Source organism: Mucilaginibacter sp. (genome assembly GCF_041663085.1).
Lineage (GTDB): Bacteria > Bacteroidota > Bacteroidia > Sphingobacteriales > Sphingobacteriaceae > Mucilaginibacter.
The window spans coordinates 1-21,793 of sequence record NZ_JBAZRC010000006.1; the positions used below are offsets into that span (position 1 = coordinate 1).

The 21,793-nt window shown below is 43.4% G+C and carries 19 protein-coding genes; 14 read left to right on the top strand and 5 right to left on the bottom strand.

Going from position 1 to position 21,793, the window contains the following annotated elements; genetic code table 11:
* From WC615_RS03075 to WC615_RS03085, 3 genes are all read left to right on the top strand, one after another.
* The coding region (locus WC615_RS03075; protein WP_372976677.1) for an SPFH domain-containing protein at positions 1 to 885 on the top strand (885 nt) is incomplete at its 5' end.
* A 24-nt stretch (positions 886 to 909) separates the two neighbouring features.
* Complete coding sequence (locus tag WC615_RS03080; protein ID WP_372976678.1) at positions 910 to 1,467, top strand: hypothetical protein; 558 nt, start codon at positions 910 to 912, stop codon at positions 1,465 to 1,467.
* Between the two features lie 295 nt (positions 1,468 to 1,762).
* Positions 1,763 to 2,515, top strand: a complete 753-nt coding sequence (locus WC615_RS03085; RefSeq protein WP_372976679.1) for a UDP-2,3-diacylglucosamine diphosphatase — start codon at positions 1,763 to 1,765, stop codon at positions 2,513 to 2,515.
* A gap of 400 nt (positions 2,516 to 2,915) precedes the next feature.
* On the opposite strand, the gene tatA is transcribed toward WC615_RS03085, so the two are convergent.
* Complete coding sequence (gene tatA / locus WC615_RS03090; RefSeq protein WP_372976680.1) at positions 2,916 to 3,080, bottom strand: twin-arginine translocase TatA/TatE family subunit; 165 nt, start codon at positions 3,078 to 3,080, stop codon at positions 2,916 to 2,918.
* 1,235 nt (positions 3,081 to 4,315) lie between these two features.
* On the opposite strand from tatA, the gene prfA reads away from it, so the two are divergent.
* The 7 genes from prfA to WC615_RS03125 all read left to right on the top strand — a co-directional run bounded on the left by prfA (position 4,316) and on the right by WC615_RS03125 (position 10,833).
* Positions 4,316 to 5,389 (top strand): peptide chain release factor 1, encoded by a 1,074-nt coding sequence (prfA, locus tag WC615_RS03095; RefSeq protein WP_372976681.1) that lies wholly within the window; start codon positions 4,316 to 4,318, stop codon positions 5,387 to 5,389.
* A 179-nt stretch (positions 5,390 to 5,568) separates the two neighbouring features.
* The gene (locus tag WC615_RS03100) at positions 5,569 to 6,522 is read left to right on the top strand and encodes an FAD:protein FMN transferase (protein WP_372976682.1); all 954 of its coding nucleotides are present in this window, start codon (positions 5,569 to 5,571) and stop codon (positions 6,520 to 6,522) included.
* A 167-nt stretch (positions 6,523 to 6,689) separates the two neighbouring features.
* Positions 6,690 to 7,028 carry a hypothetical protein gene (locus tag WC615_RS03105; RefSeq protein ID WP_372976683.1) on the top strand — a complete coding sequence of 113 codons (339 nt, stop codon included), beginning with the start codon at positions 6,690 to 6,692 and terminating at the stop codon, positions 7,026 to 7,028.
* 16 nt (positions 7,029 to 7,044) lie between these two features.
* A complete protein-coding gene (locus tag WC615_RS03110) occupies positions 7,045 to 7,923 on the top strand; it encodes a hypothetical protein (protein ID WP_372976684.1) in 879 nt (292 codons plus the stop codon).
* Entirely contained in the window at positions 7,924 to 8,607 is a 684-nt protein-coding gene (locus WC615_RS03115; protein ID WP_191174965.1) for a response regulator transcription factor, read from the top strand.
* Entirely contained in the window at positions 8,543 to 9,946 is a 1,404-nt protein-coding gene (locus tag WC615_RS03120; RefSeq protein WP_372976685.1) for a sensor histidine kinase, read from the top strand. The genes WC615_RS03115 and WC615_RS03120 overlap by 65 nt, the downstream gene beginning before the upstream one ends.
* Positions 9,947 to 10,152: 206 nt before the next feature.
* Entirely contained in the window at positions 10,153 to 10,833 is a 681-nt protein-coding gene (locus tag WC615_RS03125; protein WP_372976686.1) for an OmpA family protein, read from the top strand.
* A gap of 281 nt (positions 10,834 to 11,114) precedes the next feature.
* Here the strand turns inward: WC615_RS03125 and WC615_RS03130 are convergent, their stop codons facing one another.
* On the bottom strand, positions 11,115 to 12,884 hold the full coding sequence (locus WC615_RS03130) for a hypothetical protein (RefSeq protein ID WP_372976687.1): 1,770 nt from the start codon (positions 12,882 to 12,884) through the stop codon (positions 11,115 to 11,117).
* Between the two features lie 427 nt (positions 12,885 to 13,311).
* Here WC615_RS03130 and hisS point away from each other — a divergent pair, with 427 nt between their 5' ends.
* The 4 genes from hisS (at position 13,312) to WC615_RS03150 (ending at position 17,166) form a co-directional block, all read left to right on the top strand.
* The gene (hisS, locus tag WC615_RS03135) at positions 13,312 to 14,685 is read left to right on the top strand and encodes a histidine--tRNA ligase (protein ID WP_372976688.1); all 1,374 of its coding nucleotides are present in this window, start codon (positions 13,312 to 13,314) and stop codon (positions 14,683 to 14,685) included.
* 10 nt (positions 14,686 to 14,695) lie between these two features.
* The gene (locus WC615_RS03140) at positions 14,696 to 15,529 is read left to right on the top strand and encodes a WG repeat-containing protein (protein ID WP_372976689.1); all 834 of its coding nucleotides are present in this window, start codon (positions 14,696 to 14,698) and stop codon (positions 15,527 to 15,529) included.
* A gap of 7 nt (positions 15,530 to 15,536) precedes the next feature.
* Positions 15,537 to 16,121: a Crp/Fnr family transcriptional regulator gene (locus tag WC615_RS03145; protein WP_372976690.1), complete on the top strand. Its 585-nt coding sequence runs from the start codon at positions 15,537 to 15,539 to the stop codon at positions 16,119 to 16,121.
* 73 nt (positions 16,122 to 16,194) lie between these two features.
* The gene (locus WC615_RS03150; RefSeq protein WP_372976691.1) at positions 16,195 to 17,166 is read left to right on the top strand and encodes a zinc-binding alcohol dehydrogenase family protein; all 972 of its coding nucleotides are present in this window, start codon (positions 16,195 to 16,197) and stop codon (positions 17,164 to 17,166) included.
* A 34-nt stretch (positions 17,167 to 17,200) separates the two neighbouring features.
* On the opposite strand, the gene WC615_RS03155 is transcribed toward WC615_RS03150, so the two are convergent.
* The 3 genes from WC615_RS03155 to WC615_RS03165 all read right to left on the bottom strand — a co-directional run bounded on the left by WC615_RS03155 (position 17,201) and on the right by WC615_RS03165 (position 21,787).
* Entirely contained in the window at positions 17,201 to 18,547 is a 1,347-nt protein-coding gene (locus WC615_RS03155) for an APC family permease (RefSeq protein WP_372976692.1), read from the bottom strand.
* Positions 18,548 to 18,619: 72 nt separating this feature from the next.
* Complete coding sequence (locus tag WC615_RS03160; RefSeq protein ID WP_372976693.1) at positions 18,620 to 20,473, bottom strand: PAS domain S-box protein; 1,854 nt, start codon at positions 20,471 to 20,473, stop codon at positions 18,620 to 18,622.
* A 114-nt stretch (positions 20,474 to 20,587) separates the two neighbouring features.
* The gene (locus tag WC615_RS03165; RefSeq protein WP_372976694.1) at positions 20,588 to 21,787 is read right to left on the bottom strand and encodes a DUF1501 domain-containing protein; all 1,200 of its coding nucleotides are present in this window, start codon (positions 21,785 to 21,787) and stop codon (positions 20,588 to 20,590) included.
* Positions 21,788 to 21,793 lie beyond the last annotated feature (6 nt).

Genomic DNA, 21,793 nt, shown 5'->3' on the forward strand with positions numbered 1-21,793 from the left:
CTATCATCCTTTGTAGCCGTTAAACAGGGTACCATTGCCGTAGTCACCATATTTGGTAAATATCGCCGCATACTTACGCCGGGCTTAAACTTTAAAATACCGCTGGTAGAGCAGATCTACTCAAAAATATCTATCCAGAACCGCTCTGTTGAACTGGAGTTCCAGGCTGTAACTTTTGACCAGGCCAATGTTTACTTCAAGGCCATGCTGTTGTATTCGGTATTAGATCAGCAGGAAGAAAGCATTAAAAACGTAGCCTTTAAGTTTGTTGATGAGCGTAACCTGATGCAGGCGCTTATCCGCACCGTTGAAGGCTCTATCCGCGCCTTTGTAGCCACCAAACGCCAAAGTGAAGTATTGATACTTCGCCGCGACATTGTGGAACACGTAAAAGAACAACTGGACACTATACTGGAAGGCTGGGGCTATCACCTGCAGGATCTGCAACTGAACGATATTACCTTTGATGATATCATCATGAAATCGATGAGCCAGGTGGTGGCATCAAACAACCTTAAGGCTGCTGCCGAGAACGAAGGCCAGGCCCTGCTGATCACCAAAACCAAAGCTGCCGAAGCTGAGGGTAATGCGATAAAAATCTCTGCCGAGGCCGAGCGCCAGGCTGCACAGTTGCGTGGCCAGGGTATCGCCTTATTCCGCGAGGAAGTGGCCAAGGGTATGACGGTTGCCGCCAAAGAGATGCAGGGTGCCAATATGGATACCTCAGTTATCCTTTTCACCATGTGGACAGAATCTATCAAACACTTCGCCGAAAACTCAAAAGGCAACGTTATTTTCCTGGATGGCTCTACCGAGGGCATGCAGCACACCATGAAAGAAATGATGGCTTTAAACCATTTACATAGCGAGGCAGTCAAAAAGTAAAGTTTCACTTTACAAGTTGGCTACATGATATTAAAATACTTACGCGTTTTTTGCGCCTGTGCACTGCTATGCTTTGCGTTAAACCCTGCTTTGGCGCAACCGCACCGTATGTTAACGGTTAATGATTTCCAGGGGGCGCCGCGGGTAAACGGGCGCGGGGTTATTGCATACACCAATTGCACTATCAATTTTACATACCAGGCCAGCCGTAACGATGGTAATTATATTTTGCATGCCAATGTGCGCCTGTACATGAACAACTATAAATCGTGGATGGATAGATCTCGCATTACCGGCGCCGATCAGTTAGCCGAAGTTTTAAAACACGAGCAGGGGCATTATACCATTGCCTATTTAGAGCAGCAGGAAGTTTTAAGGGCTATTGAGCGTACCCGTTTCACGTATAACTACAATGCCGAAGCAATGGCTATATTTAACCGTATTGATGCCAAATACAAACAGCTAAACCAGGATTACGACGAGGATACCGAGCACATGACCAACCGGCAGCAACAACACAGCTGGGATATTTATTTTGCTAAACGCCTGCAGTTTATCCCGCAGGAGAACGCGAGTTTGTAATTGACAAATATTAAAATATGCATCTAGGTTTAACAGGGCGGTTAAAGACGCGAAGTATCGCGTCTCTACATTACTGTACCCGTAGAGACGCGATACTTCGCGTATCCGATAGGCATGTTACCGACCTTTCCTAATCCTTACAACCCGGGCTATGTCATGGTGAGCTTGTCGAACCATTCGCAGACATTGTATGACGTCCAGGTCTTCGACAGGCTCAGACTGACATAATTGTTTAGTGCTTGCGTAAACAAACCTATTTGCCAGCTGCCATTTATTCCCGTACTTTTGAAAATATATGCCAACCGGTAAAAATTTATATTTCGCTTCTGATTTTCATTTGGGTGCCGCTGGGTACGCTTCGTCGCGCGAACGGGAAGACCGTATTATCCGCTGGTTGGATATGATCAAAGATGATGTTGCCGAGCTTTTTTTGATGGGCGATGTATTTGATTTTTGGTTTGAATACAAAACGGTGGTGCCTAAAGGGTACATCCGCTTTTTAGGTAAACTTGCACAGCTAACTGATGCAGGCGTAAAGCTATACCTGTTTAAGGGCAACCACGATATGTGGATGTTTGATTACTTTGTACAGGAACTTGGCGCTACCATCATCACCAACGAACTGGAGATGGAGCGTGGCGGCAAAAAATTCTACCTGCACCACGGCGACGGACTTGGCCCCGGCGATCAGTTTTATAAATTCCTGAAAAAGTTTTTCCGCAGTAAGGTATGCCAGTGGCTTTTTGCCAGGCTGCACCCCAATTTGGGCGTGGGTATTGCCAATGCGTGGTCGCACCAAAGCCGGATAGCCGGTAAACAGGATACCGAAAAAATACAGCATCAACAGGAATGGCTGGAGGCGTATTCGCTTGAAGTACTTAAAAGCCGGCACTTCGATTATTTTGTTTTTGGCCACAGGCACCTGCCTTTGGATATTGCCTTGCCCGATAACAGCCGCTATGTAAACCTTGGCGAATGGGTGAATTATAATACCTATGCGGTTTTTGATGGGGATAATTTGGAATTGAAGTGGTTTGAAAAGGGATAGGAAATAACGAACATCGAATTTTGAATGATGAAGTAATGTCAGATTTTGAAATTCAAGATTCCGCCCTTGTTGGTGTTGTAACCAACAAGCCGCCATGCTTGCTTACTATCTGTCTAAAGGTTGTTGGTGACAACACCAACAACGGCGAAAGCTTAACTCATTTTAGGACGAAGCTAAAAGCTTCGACCAGGTTGCATAGGTATAGTAAACAAAAATGGCCGCCTTTCCGCCCTTGTTGGTGTTGTCACCAACAAGCCGCCATGCTTGCTTACTACCTGTCTAAAGGTTGTTGGTGACAACACCAACAACGGCGAAAGCTTAACTCATTTTAGGACGAAGCTAAAAGCTTCGACCAGGTTGCTAATAAAAATGGCCGCCTTTACAGCAGCCATTAGTTATTTTAGATCTTTGTTTCTTTAACCTCTACCGGGATAGGTTCCGGTTCTTGCGCGGCTTTAAAATCTTTAATGCCCTTGCCAAGGCCTCTCATCATTTCGGGGATTTTTTTGCCGCCGAATAACACTAAAATGGCAATAATGATCAATATAATTTCTGGTGCTCCCATAATAAGTTTATTTAAATTGATAGATACTGTAACTACGGTTAATATACAACAATGGTTTTACACATGGTGCATTAAAGAACGTTTGTTTTGTTATTACAGTATCATTTCGAATTTAAAACTGCGACCATGCTGGAATTATTTGCGATCAGTCGTACCTACGGCACGAAAAACCTTACTTATTATATTTCTACCTACCTGTAACCCCGATGGGGTAATAATAGCATTATAGAAAATACAATATTTCCCTTGCCCCGTAGGAGCAATTGGCCGGTAGTCGTAGTAGCAATCCATTCAGCCCCTAATTTTTTGTGCCGAGGTACGATGATTGGAATGTTTCCCTTGCTCCGTAAGCGCAATTGGCCGGTAGCAATCCATTGATTGGAATATTTCTTTTTCTGTAGGAGCAATTGGTCAATAGTCGCAGTAGCAATCCATTGAGCACGTGATTTTTTGCCGAGGCACGATTGATTAGAATATTTCCCTTGCTCCGTAAGCGCAATTGGTCGATAGTCGTAGTAGCAATCCATTGAGCACGTGATTTTTGTGCCGTAGGTACGGTTGATTGGAATATTTCTTTTTCTGTAGGAATAATCGGTCGATAGTCGTAGTAGCAATCCATTGAGCACGTGATTTTTGTGCCGTAGGCACGGTTGATTGGAATATTTCTTTTTCTGTAGGAATAATCGGCCGGTAGTAGTAGTAGTAGTAGCAATCATTCAGCCCCTACTTTTTTGTGCCGAGGTACGATTGATTGGAATATTTCCCTTGCTCCGTAAGCGCAATTGGTCGATAGTCGTAGTAGCAATCCATTGAGCACGTGATTTTTTGCCGGGGTACGATTGTTTGGAATATTTCCCTTGCCCGTAGGAACAATTGGCCGGGTAGCAATCCATTGAGCCCTTAATTTTTGTGCCGGGGTACGATTGATTGGAATAATTCCCCTTGCTCCGTAGGAGCAACTGGTCGGTAGCATCCCGTTTAATGCCTAAGTTTTCGTGCCGTAGGTACGATTGGTATGCACCCTGCCTACCTCCTAAAATCTCTTTACAATTGGCTGAATTTATTATGTGCCGATAAATGCGTATTTTTGCATGTTTTTTGCTTGCAATAACAACGCTAAACCCGATTGTAACATAAAGCTTTGTGTGATTGATTAGCGGGCAGGCAAAAAGCTTGCCGTGAAAAGCGGGGCTGCAGTACCTATTAAACACTGCAATTGATTTTCAAATAAGAAGATGTTAGAGAAATTAGAATTAATATTTCAACGCTGGAAAACCGTAGAAGGCGACTTAAGCAGTCCTGATGCCATGACTGATATGAAGCGTTTTGCCCAGATGAACAAGGAATATAAAGACCTTGCCAAAATTGTTGATCAGTACAATGTTTACAAAAACATTATGAGCAACATTGAAAGCAACAAAGAAATTTTAGCTACCGAGAAAGATGAAGAATTTCGCGAGATGGCTAAGGCTGAATTAGATGAGTTACTGGTAAAACAGGATGAAATGGAAGAAGTTATCCGTTTGATGCTGATACCAAAAGACCCTGAGGATTCTAAAAACGCCATGATCGAGATACGTGGTGGTACAGGTGGTGATGAGGCCGCGCTTTTTGCAGGCGACCTTTACCGTATGTATATGCGTTATTGCGAACGCCGCGGCTGGAAAACCGAACTGGTTGATTACACCGAAGGTACTGCCGGCGGTTATAAAGAGATCGTATTTAGTGTAAACGCCGAGGATGCTTACGGCAACTTTAAATATGAAAGCGGCGTGCACCGTGTACAGCGTGTGCCCGATACCGAAACCCAGGGCCGTGTGCATACATCTGCTGCATCGGTAGTGGTACTGCCCGAGGTTGATGAGTTTGATATTGATTTACAGGTAAGTGATATCCGCAAGGACTTGTTCTGTGCATCTGGTCCGGGTGGCCAGTCGGTAAATACCACCTATTCTGCCGTACGTTTAACGCACATCCCTACAGGTATAGTGGCACAGTGCCAGGATCAAAAATCGCAGTTAAAAAACTATGATAAAGCTTTAGGCGTATTACGCTCGCGTGTTTACGAAATGGAACTGCAAAAGCACCTGGAAGAAACCTCTAAAAGGCGTAAAACCATGGTTGCCACCGGCGACAGGAGCGCTAAAGTGCGTACCTATAACTATCCGCAAGGCCGCTTAACCGAGCACCGCATAGGGTTAACCATCTATAATTTAACCGGTGTTATGAACGGCGATTTGCAGGAAATTATGGAAGCACTGCAATTTGCAGAGAACGCCGAAAGGTTAAAAGAAGGTACAGCAGCCTAAAAAATTATTATAATTATAAAATTGAAAGCACCTATATGGTGCTTTTTTCATTTATAGAAACCCGCATTTCATGCCAATTTCATAATGCCCCACTATTTTAGCGTTTGTGGAGTTGCGTTTACATATTATGTTACGTAATTGTAAATACAACAACTTAACTGTTTATAACGCTATTACTTATGCTGGCAGTAAAAAATTTAACAGGCACTTCAACCATTTTTAACCGCGAGGTTCGTTTAATGGGCAACAGGTTCGAGATCAGTTTAGTAGCTAATGACCATATTTGGGCGCTGGCACGTATTGATAGCGCTATTAGCGAAATAAACCGGGTTGAAAAATTATTAAGCACGTTTAATGAAGACAGCTCTATAAATGCCATTAACCGTAATGCGGGCGTGCAGCCGGTACGCGTAGATGCAGAAACCTTCAGGATAATTGACAGGGCTATACAAATATCGTCCCTTACTGATGGCTCATTTGATATTACCTACAACACGGTGAATACTGATGCCGACGATATGTATACCCCTGTTGCTGTTGCCCCTGCTAAAAAGTTAAAAAAGAAAATAAGCCTTACCAACTATACCAATGTTGTGCTAAACTTTGATGCACAAACCGTATTTCTTAAAAACAAAGGTATGCGTATAGGTTTTGGCGCCATAAGCCGCGGTTATGCCGCCGACAGGGCAAAATACATATTACAAATGGAAGGCGTTAGCAGCGGTGTTATTAACGCCGGTGGCGACCTGCTTACCTGGGGCCTGCAACCCGACAATACCCCCTGGACCATTGCCACTGCCGATCCCTCACAGGCCAACCAGCCTTATGCTGCGGTAAATATCAGCAACATGGCGGTTGCAACATCTTACAATACAGAAAAATATACCAGTATCAATAACATCAAAGCTAAAACCGATATTAACCCCGAGAACGGTTTTCCGGTTAGTAAAATTGAAAGCGTAAGCGTTATTACACCCGGTGCCGAACTTGCCGATGCCATGGCCACCCCTATTATTGCCATGGGCGTAAACGCCGGTTTATATTTAATAAACAAGCTTAACCAAATAGCGTGCATCATTGTTGATGACCATGCACGTGTATATACATCAAAAAATATAAGTGTGATGATGTAAGCCCAATGCTTACCTTTACCATAAACCTATTATACAATACTTTAACGCGCTAAATAAACAGGGATAAAGCCCCGTGTGTTTAGCGCATTTTTACATACAATAATTTAATACACCTATACGCGGTTGCCTGCGTATCTTTGCAATATTAAAGTGTTTCTCCCCTTCAAATGATAAAGTGGTTTTTGTATATTGTACTTTTACTGATATTCGCACCACGTTTGTCATACGCTAAAAGCAGTGCACGCTTTCACAGTAATCTTTTTCATGCTCACAGTACTGTATCATTTAACACAATTTATTCGTTACAACAAGATACAACTTTAACAAAAGGCAAACAAAAGCAATCAGAAGAAGACAAAAAGAAAATCAAGGAGGTTGCCAAGGCCAAAAAACAGCCGAAGCCCGAAAAGATAGAAACTGTTGACCCGGCAAAACCAAAACCTAAACGGCAGCGCAGGCCCGAAGGGTTGGAACGGCCACCCGAAATACCAAGGAGAAACGACTAATATTACAGCTACATTAATGAGATATTTTGGCGCCCTGTTATTTATTATTACTTGCAATGCATTACATGCCGCTGCAGTAAAGCCGTTTATGGTAAAATACCGCGACGGGTATGCAGTTGCAGATACGGATACCGTTGTGCGTAAAACCTCGGTATCTGCAGGGATAAGCTACGGCAGCGATGCGCTTTTTTTCGGCCGTACGGGCCCCATTAAATACCCGTTCATGTCTACCGATCTTATTATTAATACAAAGCCCGGTTTTTTTGTATATGGTTCGGCTGTAAAAGTATTGGGCTACAAGCCCCTGGTTGATGAGATAGACCTTGGCGGCGGCTATTATTATCGCCTCTCTAAAAAATTCACCGGTACGGTAAGTTATACACGCTTCATATTTAACAAAGAAGCCAATATCATCAAATCATCCGCATCTAACGATATTAACTGGAAGAATAGTTTTGATTGGAAATACCTTAAAACAAGCGCTACGGTTGATTACCTTTTCGGCAAATCGTACGATGTTTTTACGACCATCAGCAACTCCAAATATTTCGAAAGCAGCTTTAATATTTTTAACGATCAGGATTTTATTTCTGTTAACCCAAGCGTTAACCTCATTTTTGGCACACAAAACTTTGTGCAGCGATACGCAGTTGACCATGATACCCGCTTAGAAGTTGACAACATTGCTGTTGTAAATGAAAATGGCCGCCGCGCCAGGGCAAATGCTAAATTTAATATGCTGAATTATAGCTTTAAAATACCCCTGGCTTATAATATGCCGCACTATACGCTGGAGGCTTCCTATAAATATTCTATCCCGGTAAACGTGGAAGGGGTTTTAAAAAATCGCCGCGAATCGTTTTTTAATTTCACCTTTTATTACGTGTTTTATTAGATGAATGTATTGATCATTGAGGACGAAAAGGCACTTGCCCACGAACTGGAATTTTTCCTGGTGAAGAATAACTACATCTGCGAAATTTGCTATGATGGCGCATCAGCGTCAGAAAAAATCGCTGTTAACCTGTATGATTTTATCCTGCTTGACCTTGGCCTGCCGGATTACGAAGGGCTTGATTTGCTAAGAGAGGCAAAAAAGGCAAACCCCGAGGCAGCGTGTATTATCCTTACTGCCCGCGCCGAAGTTACCGACCGCGTAAAGGGCCTTGACCTTGGCGCAGATGATTACCTGGCAAAACCATTTTCGCTTTTAGAGCTGCAGAGCCGCATGCAGGCCATCACCCGCAGAAAATTTGGCATTACCCAAACGGTTATAGATCTGGATGGCTTTTTGGTGAATATTACCGACCGTACCATCCTTTATCATGTTAACCCGGTAAACACCATCACTAAAAAGGAATTTGACCTGATAGCTTATTTACTACTGCATAAAAACCGCACCCTAACCCGCGCCCAGTTAAGCGAGCATATTTGGGGCAGCGTTATTAATGATGACTACGACTCGAACTTTATTGATGCACACATAAAAAATATACGTAAAAAACTAAGTGTATTTGCCCCCGCCGATTGGCTGGAAACCGTACGCGGCCTGGGCTACCGGATTAAAACAAACGTTTAAGTATTTGAAACTCCAAACCAAACTTACACTGTTTAATGCCATATCAAAACTGGTTATTGTAACCCTTTTTATCCTGCTGCTGCCCAATATTATCGAAAAAATAAATAAAAACTATACCGATAACCGCCTGGTAAAGCAAAAGGATAAGTTTTTGCAAAAGGTGAGGGATAACGGCATTAAATACTATATAGAAGACGGAGATAACTATGGCAGTTACCTGCCGTTGAAAGAAGAGTTCATCAGCCTGGAGATAGTAAACTATGATTTAGATACGATTAGGGACGAGCGGCGCATTGTGGAGCGCGACACCATTGACTACCGCATATTAAGCCACACTTTTAAAGCCGGTAAAAAAAATTATTTGCTTGAGATAGGCAAGAGTGCCGAAACCATTGGCGAAACCACCGGGCCGCTGCAAAACATAGCTTTCCAGATATTACTGGGGATGATACTGCTCACCATCCTGGCAGATCAGATCTACTCTAACTACATCCTGCGCCCGTTAAGCATCATTATCCGCACCAAGCTTATTGGCAACAAATTCCCCAAGCTTACGGTTTACAAGGAGGTTAAAACCAGCACCTCTGATTTTCAACACCTTGACCTGAGCATACACAAAATGGTGGAAACCATTGAAACTACCTTCCAGAAAGAACGGGAGTTTATATCCAATGCATCGCACGAACTAATGACCCCTATCTCTATCCTGCAATCAAAAATTGAGAATATGTTTGAGCAGGATGATATTGCCGACGACCTAAAAGTGCGCCTGCTGGAGATGCAAAAAATATTGAACCGGTTAAAAAGTATTACCAAAACCCTGCTGCTGATATCGCAGATAGAGAACGACCAGTTTTTGAAGGAAGATATCATATCTGTGAACGACTTGCTGCAGGATGTTTATGAAGAGATCTCCATCCGCCTGCAGGATAGGAACATTAGCCTGGCCATGCTGGTTATAGATAATGTAGAATTGCTTGGCGTAAATAAATTCCTGTTGTTTAACCTGCTGTTCAATTTGATTAATAACGCTATTAAATATAACCGCCCCGATGGCGAAATAACAGTTACGGGGCAGTGGGTAAGAAACAATTACACCATTAAAATAACAGATACCGGCATTGGTATTGCAGCCGAAGAATTGCCGTATATATTTAACCGTTTTAAAAAAATGAAGCAATCACTTTCCCAGGATAGCTTCGGGCTGGGCCTGCCTATTGTAAAGTCTATAGCGGGGTTTCACCAGATAGGTATAGATGTAGTTTCTGAGAAAGGGGTTGGCAGTACATTTACCTTAACTTTCCCCATAAAACTTACCGGCAATGCGCCCATACTATAATTGTTGTACTAAATAAAAGGCAGCACTGCATAGCTTATTATTTAGCGTATTATTGTTAACGCACCGTTATTTTCTCAAATCTTAAAAATATGTTGTTATAGTATGGATTGGTTTTCAAAATATCCGTAATATTTTAATAATATATAGTTTTGGTCTTTGGCATTCGCTTTGCAAATAATCAATTAATTACACACACCAATTTAAAAATGAAAACACTAAAAATAAAAATTGCTACGTATAGCATTGCATTAGCCTCATTAGGCATATTAGGCTCTGGCTGCGATTCATTAACCAAAACCCAAAAAGGCGCGGCTATAGGCGCAGGTGCCGGTGGTACCATAGGTGCATTTATTGGTAAGGCAGCAGGGAACACTGCATTAGGAGCAATTATTGGTGGTGCCGTTGGTGGTACAGCCGGTGCATTTATTGGCCGTAACATGGACAGGCAGGCTGCCGAAATTAAACAAACCGTACCGGGCGCAACCGTAACCCGCGAAGGTGAAGGTATATTGGTTAAATTTGATTCAGGTATCTTGTTCGATACCAACTCATCAGATTTAAAACCCGCTGCACGTACAAACCTTGCTAACCTGGCAGCATCATTACAAAACAACCCACAAACAAACATCTTAATTGTGGGCCATACAGATAATACCGGTACCGATGAGTATAACCAAAACCTTTCTGTACGCAGGGCCGAATCTGTAAAAGCATATATCTCTGCAAATAGTGTGGCTAACTCACGTTTAAGCACAAGCGGCAAAGGTGAAAGCGAGCCAATTGCAGATAACAATACCGTTGAAGGCCGCAGCCAAAACCGCAGGGTTGAAATTGTGATAGTGGCAAATGATGCCATGAAAAACCAAGCTAAACAAGCAACCAACTAATTTAAGATAAGTTAATAGTTAATCAAAAAAGCCCTTGCTGTGCATAGCAAGGGCTTTTTTATTTTAATAATATTTTCGTTATTACTCACCCCGACTATGCTTCGCTGGTCGACCCTCTCTGCTGCGCAAAGAGGGTGAGAAAACACATACAGTTTTAACCCTCTTTCCGCTTGCGGAGAGAGGGTGGTCGAGCGTAGCAACGACCGGGTGAGTCAATCGCACAAAGACATTTTTACCCTATTTGAAAGAGGCACCATGTAAGGGCAAAGAAGCCTTTATCATTACTTACCTATTGCTTTTGCAACTATCATCGGTTGCAGCGACTTAAAAAAGTGGCTCAGATCTGCAGGCAATACCCCATTCACTACACTATTGCTGTGGCAGGTAAAGCACGATTTGCTGGATGTTTGGAAATAGGTTTCCATAGTACTGTTGGCCAAAACGTTGGTACCTACTGCCGATCCTGGTGCAGAAAATTCGGCGCTGTAACTTTTCCCGTTTGGTGCCGCACCTTTTTCTGTCCAGGTAGCGCCTATCAGCAGGTAATTTGCCCGCACATCACCCGGCGAAAGTAATGCCTCAACTGTTTTGTTGATCGATATCAATTCGGTATTAGAGGCCGCCGCAGATTTAGACCTTGGGTTAGCTATCCCGAAAGCACCCCAGGCAAAAACGCGCTGCGTGTTACTTGCACTGATAGTTTGGCCGGTCTCAGCAGTGATGTAAGGCACCGTTTTGCGTTGCGCATCGCGGTTACCCATGTGCGGAACGTTTACAGTTGTGGCAGACGCATTGCTTGAAAAAACCCATCCGGTACCGGTATCCGCAGGTTGCGTGGCTGTTTTACCATCTTTAGTAATATAGTCATAAGCGGTGTTTGGTGTGATGCCGTTATGCTCATAAGTAGCCCAGATCATCTCCGGGTGGCCGGCGACACTACCCACGATGTGCATACCCACCATCGCCATCATAACCGTTTTTTCACCCTTTGGCGTCCATTTGGTATTACTGGTGGTATCGTAAACCGGGATGGTAGCTTTCACCTGGAAGTATTGAGCTGCATCGGGCAAAGAACTGGCTTCCACCCACGATGTTTTAATCTCCAGCGCAAGCGCGTTAGAATCGGGCAGCGTGTGGCCGGTTTTACGTGCATAGGCCGTAACACTGTCCCGTTCGGCGGCGGTTATGGGGAAGTGGTTGCCGTTCAGTACGCCATTTTTAACGCCGGTCATATAATAAGCATATACGTCATTTACCGACGACAGGTAGTAAACCAGCGAGCCCTGTTTAGACATCAGCACGTGGCCGGTAGCCTGGCCCACTTCTGATTGTGTAAGCTTGCCTTTCGAGTCAAGGAACACAAAATGGTTGCCCACTTTAAAACGCGCCACAAAATTCTCTTTAACCGCATGGCGAATAAGTGCTTTTGGATGGGCTATCTCATTATTTTTACTGTCTTTAAAATGAAGTATCCCCCTGGCATCCTGTTGAACGCTGGCCACTTCCTGCGAGCCGGGTTTATCACTCTTTACTAAGGCGGGTGTATTTTCTTCAGGGCCGGCATTTTCTATCTCCAGCAATCTGCCGGTGCTGTCTTCCATTACAGGCAAACCGTTAGGGCCGGTTTTGTTGATGTTGTTAGTCATGTTTAAAACCCTTTTTGCATCGTGCGGCACCAGCCTGCGCTCGTTATTTACAATGGCCGAAACATCATAAAACAATGACGACTCCAGTACAGACCCGCCCTGTTTTACAGGCGAGGTAAGCCAAAGCAGCATATGTTCAGACCAATCATAAAAATCGCAGTTGCCCTTTGTTACAGAAAAGTCAACACTGTTTGCCGGCGTAACCAATCCGTTAAGAGACACTTTACCATCGGCAAACCAGCCGGCAAATTCCGAATCGGAAATGGCGCAAACGGGGTTTACATCATCGGGCAGCAGGTTTTTGGTTACAGAAGATGCGGTGGCTTCTGTTTTTGGTGCGCTGCAGCGCCATAATACAACAACCAGCAGGCAAAGCAATGCGGTTATCAATACTTGTTTTTTCATTTTGAGTGTGATTTGGTTAAAGGTTGTTAAGTTTGGCTTTCAAGGCTTACAGCCTGCAATTTCAACAATGCTATAAATTACTGATAACCAGTACGTAAATATTAAAAAATACAACTAACGGGAATACCCTCAAAACGTCTTATTAGGCGGGGGTAAAAACGTCTTTTTGTTTTCGCGTACAATTAACTCTGCTACCGCAAGCGTCCCGCTTGTGGGTTTAGGACGGCTTGACTAAGCTAAGTTTACACAATATGCTATGCGTTTACCGGGCATGCGGCCACAAGCGGGACGCTTACGGTAGCGGGTGAAGAGAATGGCAAAACCCCTTTCCGCTTGCGGAGAGAGGGTGGTCGAGCGAAGCAATGACCGGGTGAGTTGACTTGCAAAGCGCCCTTTAAGCTTCTGTGCTTTTTTGTACCTTTGCCGCATGGCATCCATCAAACCATCTGTACCAAAGGGCACCCGCGATTTCTCTCCCGCCGAAATGGCAAAGCGTAACTTTATTTTTGATACCATTAAAGGCGTATTCAGGAAATACGGTTACCAGCAGATAGAAACCCCTTCGATGGAAAACCTCAGCACCCTTACCGGCAAATACGGTGATGAGGGTGATAAATTGATATTTAAGATCTTAAACAGCGGTGATTTTTTAGCCAAGGCAGATGAGCAGGCATTAGCCGCGCGCAACTCAAACCAGGCAACTGCATCTATCTCCGAAAAAGCCCTGCGCTACGACCTTACTGTGCCTTTCGCCCGTTACGTTGTACAGCACCAAAACGAAATCACATTCCCTTTTAAACGTTTCCAGGTGCAGCCGGTATGGCGGGCAGACAGGCCGCAAAAAGGCCGTTACCGCGAGTTTTACCAGTGTGATGCTGATGTAGTTGGCTCGGCATCATTACTGAACGAGGCGGAATTTATCATGATCTATGACGAAGCTTTAAGCCTGCTTGGTTTAAAGGATTTCAGCATCAAAATAAACAATAGAAAAATACTATCGGGCATCGCACAAGTGATAGACAAAAACGATAGCATTATTGACATGACCGTAGCTATCGACAAGCTGGATAAGATAGGTTTCGACGGCGTGGTAAAAGAACTGCTTGAGCGTGGCTTCACCCAGGCAGATATCGATCATATCAAACCTATCATCCTGCTGGAAGGCACAAACGATGAAAAGCTTGCCAGTCTACGCGCCGCTTTACAAAATTCAGAGATCGGCCTGAAAGGTTGTGATGAAATAGAAACCGTATTTAATTACGTAGCAGCCTGCAAACCATTAACCGCCAAACTTGAGCTTGACATCACCCTTGCACGTGGCTTAAACTACTACACCGGCGCTATCTTCGAAGTAAAAACCAACGAGGTGGCCATGGGCAGCATCGGCGGCGGTGGCCGTTATGACGACCTTACCGGCATGTTCGGTTTAAAAGGCCTTACCGGCGCGGGTATCTCTTTTGGTGCCGACCGGATCTACGATGTACTGGAAGAACTGAACCTGTTCCCGCAATCGGCAGAGCAAAGTACGCAGGTACTTATTTGCTGTTTTGATGAGCAGGGCGAAAAATATGGCCTGCCCCTGTTGCAAAACCTGCGCGGCCAAAACATCAATGCCGAACTTTACCCCGCCGGCGCCAAAATTAAAAAGCAAATGGAGTATGCCAATAACAAGCAGATCCCCTACACCGTTTTAATTGGCAGCGACGAAATGCAGAGCGGCCTGCTTACTTTTAAAAATATGGAAAGTGGTGAACAGGAGAAGCTATCGGCAGATGACATTTTGGACAAGCTTCAGCAATAATATTAATTACATGCACAGAGCTTTTATAACACTTCTGCTTATTGTTGTTATTAAAAGCTACGGCTTTGCCCAAATTGAATTACCCGCCAAGGTATATCCGTTTAATTTTAAGTACCTGGGCTATGCGGCTCAAGATTTAATAGTAAACGACACAATTGTTCCAACTTATCAGGCCTCAAAATATTACTATATTAATTCCTATACAGGTAAAAAAATATTGAGCCAGGGCTTTGAAGAAGCCTATCCGTTTTATAATGGGTTTGGGTTAGTTAAAATCAATGGCAAATATGGCATCATCAAAAAAAGCGGACAAATGGCTGTAGAAGCAGTTTACACAAGCTTCCAGGTCTCTTTGCCGCGCCCGAGCATTAGTTTCGGTTTTCAAAAAAATTTCAACCTAATAGAAGGGGTCTTGTCTGATAAAGATTACTTCGATGGTGAACCTGTGATACGGGAGTATCCAGCAATTAAAAAAGGCAGGTATTTCTATTTACTTGACACAAGTCGAACAGACATTCCTTTGATTTATGACGATTTTGCAGCACCAAAAGACTTTTGGAAATACAACGGTTTATACGCGCTTAAAAATGGCTTATTCTGGTATTATTTCAACAAAGGCACATTGTTATTTAAAAACAAAAACAAACCACTTTCATTTACAGATGATGTGTTTATTTATAAAACACGTGGGCTATATAACATCATAAACAATAAAGGAGTTACTGTACTTTCTAAAAACTATAAATGGATAGCGGCCAATGGCCATGTGGCCATAAACCTTAATAATGAGGTGGTACTCTTAAACAGGTTAAAAAGCGAAATCTTATATTTCCCTAAAAACTGATGAAGCTATGATCTTCCATTTCAGAAACAAGTTCCCGCAGCTCAATTTCTTTTGGGACAAGTACCTGCCCTATCAAGAACGGTTGGAGATCCCGGCCAAAACAATTTTGCTGGAAGAAGGCAAGGTGTCACAAAACTACATCTTCATAGAAAAAGGCTGCGTAAGGGCATTCTTTAACAATAACGGCGACGATAAAACCGTCCAGTTCTTTTTCGAGAACGAAGGGCTTACTTCCTTTGATAGTTTTACAAACAACGTCCCCAGTTTAATAACTATCGAAACTATTGAGCCGTCGGTTGTTTATTTACTGCCTAAAAAACACGTCCTCCGGCTGGTAGAAGAGTTAACCCGCGAACCGGAGTTTGTTCAACTAATGCTGCGCATGTTTGCACAGCGGCAAATGCATTACATGAACGAGTTTTTCTCCTTTATCCGCGATACGCCCGAGCAACGCTACCAAAACCTGCTGAACAATCGGCCTCATATCATCCAAAGGGTTCCACAACATTACATCGCCTCATACCTGGGTGTAAGCACCGTACACCTTAGCCGTATAAAAAGTAAAATAGCCAAAGGCAACGCGCATTTCTAAACTTGATAACATATGTTATCGTACAGGGGCTTAGCGCTACCCTACTTTTGTCTTAACAAAAAGACAGAAGAAAATGAAAGCAGCAGTAATATACCAAAAGGGAGGATTACCTCAATATATCGATTTCCCGGAGCCAGCCGTTCAGAACGATGATGAAGTTTTAGTTACCGTAAAGGCAGTGGCTATTAAACACTTTGATAAAGGCGTAGCTGCCGGCAGTCATTACTCAAGCGAAGCACCAAAAGACAATGGCCGTATAATTGGTGGCGATGGCGTTTGCCTGCTTGCCGATGGCACACGAGTTTATGCTATTGGCGTAAGCGGCATGCTGGCCCAAAAAGCAACCATCCGTAAAGGCTATACCGTACCTGTGCCCAATGGGTTGGACGATGCTACAGCGGCCGCCCTGCCAAATGGTGTTATGGGCGCAGCCATGGGGCTAAAATTTAAAGCGGATATACAACCAGGCGATGTAGTACTAATAAACGGCGCTACCGGCTTTACCGGCCGCATTGCGGTACAGATAGCCAAATACTATGGCGCAAAAAAGGTGATAGTAACCGGCCGCAACCAACAATCGCTGGATGACCTGCTATTGCTTGGTGCAGATGAAATTATATCCGTATTGCAGGATGACGAAAGCTTCAAAGCGCAGATCACTGCAATTCATCAAACTACCCCGATTGATATTATAATCGATTACCTGTGGAGCCATACCGCCGAAATGATATTGGCCTGCATAAAAGGAGATGGCTCATTCACCAACAAAATAAGATACGTATCGATAGGTAGCATGGGCGGTGACCTGATCCAGCTATCGGCAGCAAACCTCAGGAGTGTCAATCTGCAATTAACCGGCTCAGGCCTTGGCAGTTGGTCTAAACAGCAGGTTGGGCAGCTTATAAGTGAGATATTACCAGAGATGTTCCGGCTGGCAACACAAGGCGCGCTTAAAATAGAAACTACTCAAGTTAAATTACAGGACATTGCCGAACTATGGAACCTTGACGTACCGGGCGGACAGCGCCTGGTAGTAATCATTTAGATGAGTGATTTTATACCCGGATAGCAAACGATAATTATAGCCCTTTAGTCGGGCTACCATTTATTTTGGTTACAAGCCTGTATAAGGGGTACGATACCAGGAAAAGGGCCACAACAAATATAAAGCTCCTGGTATCGCTTATTGCAAAGCCAACAAACAACACCAGGCTAACCGTAAGCGCAAGAATAGTTAAATAAGGATAGCCCCATGCTTTATACGGGCGATGAAGATCCGGTTCTTTTTTCCGCAGCATTAATAATGATGCAAAAGAAAAAGCGGTAACAACGGTTAACATTACCGCCGCAAGGGAGAAGATTTGCTCAAAAGTATTATACCGTATAAAAATAAGCGTTAATACATAACAAACCAGCAAAGAAACGTATGGGGTGCCCCCCTTGTTTAATAAGGCACCCTGCTTTATAAAAAAGCCTTCGCGGCTTAAGCCAAAAAGTATCCGCGAGGGTATCAGCATGTACGCATTTAATATACTGATGACAGAAAAGATGGCTATTATATTGATGATGACAGAACTCCAGCTGCCAAAAGCAACCTCGGCGGCGGCAGAAGCAGCCAATGGCGATTTAGCGATTGAACTAAGCGGAAGCACATATAAAATGGCCCCGTTAATAAGCAGGTAAAGGGTAATGATGGTAATAGCACCAATAAAATAAGACCGGGCTATATTTTTACCGGGGTTCTCATCTTCTTCTGCAAAAAAGGAAACTGCCATCCAACCGTCGTAAGTACCTAAAATTAGTTGCATGGCTTTAAAAAAGGCAATTATCAGCGCTCCATTAAATACAATAGTTTCTGGAACCAATAAGCCTGATGATTGCTGGGGCTTTGCCAAAAAACAACCGGCAACCAAAAATAAAAGTAAAATAACCTTTAAAATACTTGTTATTTTTTGCGTGGCGCTGCTTGTTTTTATGCCGGGCAAGTTAAGCAATGTAAATGCGGTTAAGTACCCTATACCAACGGCCTTATCATACCCCTGTAATTGCGGGAAAAGCAAGGTGGTATATTCGCCTAAAACAATGCAGAAAAATGCGGGAGCACTTACATTCAATATAAAATCAAACCAGCCGGCGGCAAAGCCAATATATGTACCAAAAGCTTTTTTTATGTAATTGAATGCGCCACCGGCCTTTGGCATCATAGCGGTTAGTTCGGCATATGAACTTGCGCATAATAAAATATACATGCCCGTTAAAAGCCAGCAGCTAAGTATAAGCAGTTTATTGGGCAAAAGCGCGGCAATGCTGCCCGGGGCGCGCAAAATACCGGCGCCAATGGTACTACCCACAACTATTGATACCCCGAATACAATACCTAAAACCTTTTTTAATTTTACTTCACTTTGTTTATTGGTTTTAGCCATGCAATTATCAATAGTTATTAGATGCTTAAAGATATATTCTATTATTAGTACCGGTTTATAATCATATAATACTTACGTTAAATACACTTTAAAAGTTGTGCCTTTGCCTAACTGGCTTTCAACCTCAATTTTACCGCCCAGTGCCTCTACCTGGTTTTTGGTGATAAAAAGGCCCATGCCTTTCGCATCGCGGTTACCGTTAAAGGTTTTGTACATGCCAAAAAGGTCGCTGCCATGCTTTTGCAGGTCAATGCCAATGCCATTGTCAGCAACTATAAACCCCTCCCTGTCACCGGCATCTTTAAAATAGCTCAGGGTTATTTTAGGCCGGGTAGTAGCAGGGCGATATTTTATAGCGTTGCTTATTAAATTAAAGATGATACTTTCTAAATAAGCGGGGCTGTGAATGAGGGAACATTCGGCCGGGATAAGGTTCTCGATATCTACATCCCATGCTTTAATATCATTTGCCAGTAACGCTATAGCCCTATTAAAATAGTTTAGTAAATTAACTTTAGCAGTTTGAATATTGAGGTTGGTTTGTATAGATACTACCTCATTAAGGTTAGTAATAGTTTCGTTTAACTGTTCAGAAACTTTTGCCAGATGATTAGATAGTTCCTGCTTTTCCGTTTCGTTTGTAACCGGGTCGGTTAGTACATCCATCAGCATTTTAAAATTGCTGGCGTGGGTGCGCAGGTTATGCGATACGATGTAGGCAAAATTAAGCAAGCGGTTGTTTTGCCCGCTTACTACTTCTAAAGTTGCGCGCAGGCGCTGTTCCTGCTCTTTTTGCTCGGTAATATCTGTATGGGTGCCAATGATACGCGCAGGCTTGTTATTTGCATCATATTCAATAACCTTGCCCCTGTCAAGCACCCATTTGTAGGTACCGTCTTTACACAAAACCCGGTGCTGGTTCGAGTAAAAATCCGACTTGCCGCTTATATAGGCCCTAACATCTGCCACATATTTATCCCGGTCGTCAGGGTGCACCCTATTTGTCCATTGCCCGGGGATGTTGCTAAACTCATTTTCCTCAAGGCCTATCATACTCAGGCATTGTTTTGAGTGGAAAACAGTATTATTAACCAGGTCAAGGTCCCAAATGCCACCACCCGACCCTTCAGAAGCAAAGATCCACCTTCGCTCGCTTTCTTTTAATTCTGCTTCGGCCTGTTTACGCCCGGTAATATCTTTTATCTGCGAAACAAAATACAGCGGAACTTCAGACTTGTCGCGTACAATACCTACGTTTAACAATGACCAAATAACCCCTCCATCCTTTTTTAAATACCTTTTTTCCAACTGGTACCCGCTTATCTCTTTGTTCAGCGTTCTTTGCAGGAGGGCAAGATCAGCCTCAAGGTCTTCAGGGTACGTTATCTGCTGGAAAGTTTTTGTTATCAGTTCATCGGCCGTATAGCCCAGCATATCGCATACGCTTTTGTTTACTTTTAAAAACTTTCCTTCTACCGATACAAGCACCATCCCAATAGGCGAGTACACAAAAGCGTTCCTGAATGTTTCTTCGCTTATTTCGAGGGTTTGTTCGGTGAGTTTTTTATCGCTGATATCAATATGGCATCCTACCATACGTACCGGCTCATCATTATCCCATTCAATTACACGGCCTGTGCTGTTTATCCAAACTGTCGAGCCGTTTTTGTGGGTGTACCTTACATCAATATTAAATGGTTTTTTACCGTGGCTTTCGTAATGTTGCCGAAGGCAAGCATCCATGCGCGGCCTGTCTTCGGGTATGATCAGGTTTGCCCATGTTTCGGTAGTGTTTGGCAGTTCATCATCCTGGTAGCCAAATATATTTTTAAAGGCACTGCTATAGATCACCTTATCTTCCCGCAGATAACAATCCCAATACCCCGCAAGGGTTTCTTCAAGAATGATCTTATAAATATTCTCCATCAATCAGGGGTATTGGATAATGCTAAACGGTAACCCAATATACGACAATTTAAGAAGATATAAGTTTGATTAATAGGCATTTCTAATTTTACCCATCTGCCTTATTATTAACACTTATACAAAATTAAGCCCGGCAAAGTCCCTGTTTAATATCCGGCTGTTATTTACATTGAGCCATTTATCAAGCAGTGTGGCATAAACATCTCTAAAATCTATCTCATATTTCAGGTCGCCGTTATCTAATTGGGCCAGGTTGGGGGCGTTGTTGTAGATACCCGCCTTTTTAAGCTTACCGCCAAATATCATAACGTTGTTTGCCGTGCCATGGTCGGTGCCATTACTGGCATTTTGCTCTACCCGGCGGCCAAATTCAGAGAAGGTCATTACCAGGGTATCATCAAGCTTACCGGCTTGTTTAAGGTCTTTTACAAAGGCGGCCACCGCATCGCCATAAATTTTAAGCTGGCGCCCTTGCTGGTTTTGCTGCTGGGTATGGGTGTCAAACCCGCTTAATGATACATAGTAAACCCTTGTTTTTAATCCTGAATTTATAAACTTAGCCACGCTTTTTAGCTGTTTTGCAAACGCCGTTTGCGGATATTCTGCAGTAGTATTATATGTTTTTGAGGTTTGCTGTATATAGTTAGCCGATGAATAGGTTTCTATCATGGTTTTGTATAAGTAACCTAAATTATCCTCATTCAGATGTGCGCTGTTGTGTTCATCAACCAGCTCTTTAAAAAAAGGCTCCCGGGTGTTTTGGTATAGCTTCGCCGGGTTTTGCACCGCAATCCCTTTCATTTTAGCTCCCTTCATGGCAAGTGATAAGGTATCATCAACCTCAACGGCGGTGTATGGGTCTTTATTAACAGCGCAATTGGCATCCAGGTACCGGCCTATCCAGCCGGTAGTTAAAAACTGATTAGCTTCACTCCCGGTTTGCCATATATCCATCGAACGGAAATGCGACCTGTCGGGATTGGGATAACCTACAGAATTGATCACACTCATCCAGCCCTGATCGTAAATTTCTTTTAGGGCCGAGAGGTTGGGGTTAAGGCCCTGCATATCATTTAGTGTAACTATCTCCGTTTTTTTTATGGCGATGGTGTTACGTTTCTGGTAATAAATATCGTTGCCATAAGGCACAATGGTATTCAGCCCGTCGTTACCGCCTGATAGCTGTATGATCACCAGGTTTTTATACCCGGTCATATCGGCGGATGCCATAGCCTCTAACGGCTTTAAAAATGATGGTATTAAAAACGCGCCCGATGCCAGCGTTGTGCTTTTTAAAAAATCTCTTCTCTTCATCACTTT

Coding starts and splice junctions, on each gene's coding strand:
- WC615_RS03080 (WP_372976678.1), top strand. CDS start 910: ATGATATTAAAATACTTACGCGTTTTTTGCGCCTGTGCACTGCTATGC.
- WC615_RS03085 (WP_372976679.1), top strand. CDS start 1,763: ATGCCAACCGGTAAAAATTTATATTTCGCTTCTGATTTTCATTTGGGT.
- tatA (WP_372976680.1), bottom strand. CDS start 3,080: ATGGGAGCACCAGAAATTATATTGATCATTATTGCCATTTTAGTGTTA.
- prfA (WP_372976681.1), top strand. CDS start 4,316: ATGTTAGAGAAATTAGAATTAATATTTCAACGCTGGAAAACCGTAGAA.
- WC615_RS03100 (WP_372976682.1), top strand. CDS start 5,569: ATGCTGGCAGTAAAAAATTTAACAGGCACTTCAACCATTTTTAACCGC.
- WC615_RS03105 (WP_372976683.1), top strand. CDS start 6,690: ATGATAAAGTGGTTTTTGTATATTGTACTTTTACTGATATTCGCACCA.
- WC615_RS03110 (WP_372976684.1), top strand. CDS start 7,045: ATGAGATATTTTGGCGCCCTGTTATTTATTATTACTTGCAATGCATTA.
- WC615_RS03115 (WP_191174965.1), top strand. CDS start 7,924: ATGAATGTATTGATCATTGAGGACGAAAAGGCACTTGCCCACGAACTG.
- WC615_RS03125 (WP_372976686.1), top strand. CDS start 10,153: ATGAAAACACTAAAAATAAAAATTGCTACGTATAGCATTGCATTAGCC.
- WC615_RS03130 (WP_372976687.1), bottom strand. CDS start 12,884: ATGAAAAAACAAGTATTGATAACCGCATTGCTTTGCCTGCTGGTTGTT.
- hisS (WP_372976688.1), top strand. CDS start 13,312: ATGGCATCCATCAAACCATCTGTACCAAAGGGCACCCGCGATTTCTCT.
- WC615_RS03140 (WP_372976689.1), top strand. CDS start 14,696: ATGCACAGAGCTTTTATAACACTTCTGCTTATTGTTGTTATTAAAAGC.
- WC615_RS03145 (WP_372976690.1), top strand. CDS start 15,537: ATGATCTTCCATTTCAGAAACAAGTTCCCGCAGCTCAATTTCTTTTGG.
- WC615_RS03150 (WP_372976691.1), top strand. CDS start 16,195: ATGAAAGCAGCAGTAATATACCAAAAGGGAGGATTACCTCAATATATC.
- WC615_RS03155 (WP_372976692.1), bottom strand. CDS start 18,547: ATGGCTAAAACCAATAAACAAAGTGAAGTAAAATTAAAAAAGGTTTTA.
- WC615_RS03160 (WP_372976693.1), bottom strand. CDS start 20,473: ATGGAGAATATTTATAAGATCATTCTTGAAGAAACCCTTGCGGGGTAT.
- WC615_RS03165 (WP_372976694.1), bottom strand. CDS start 21,787: ATGAAGAGAAGAGATTTTTTAAAAAGCACAACGCTGGCATCGGGCGCG.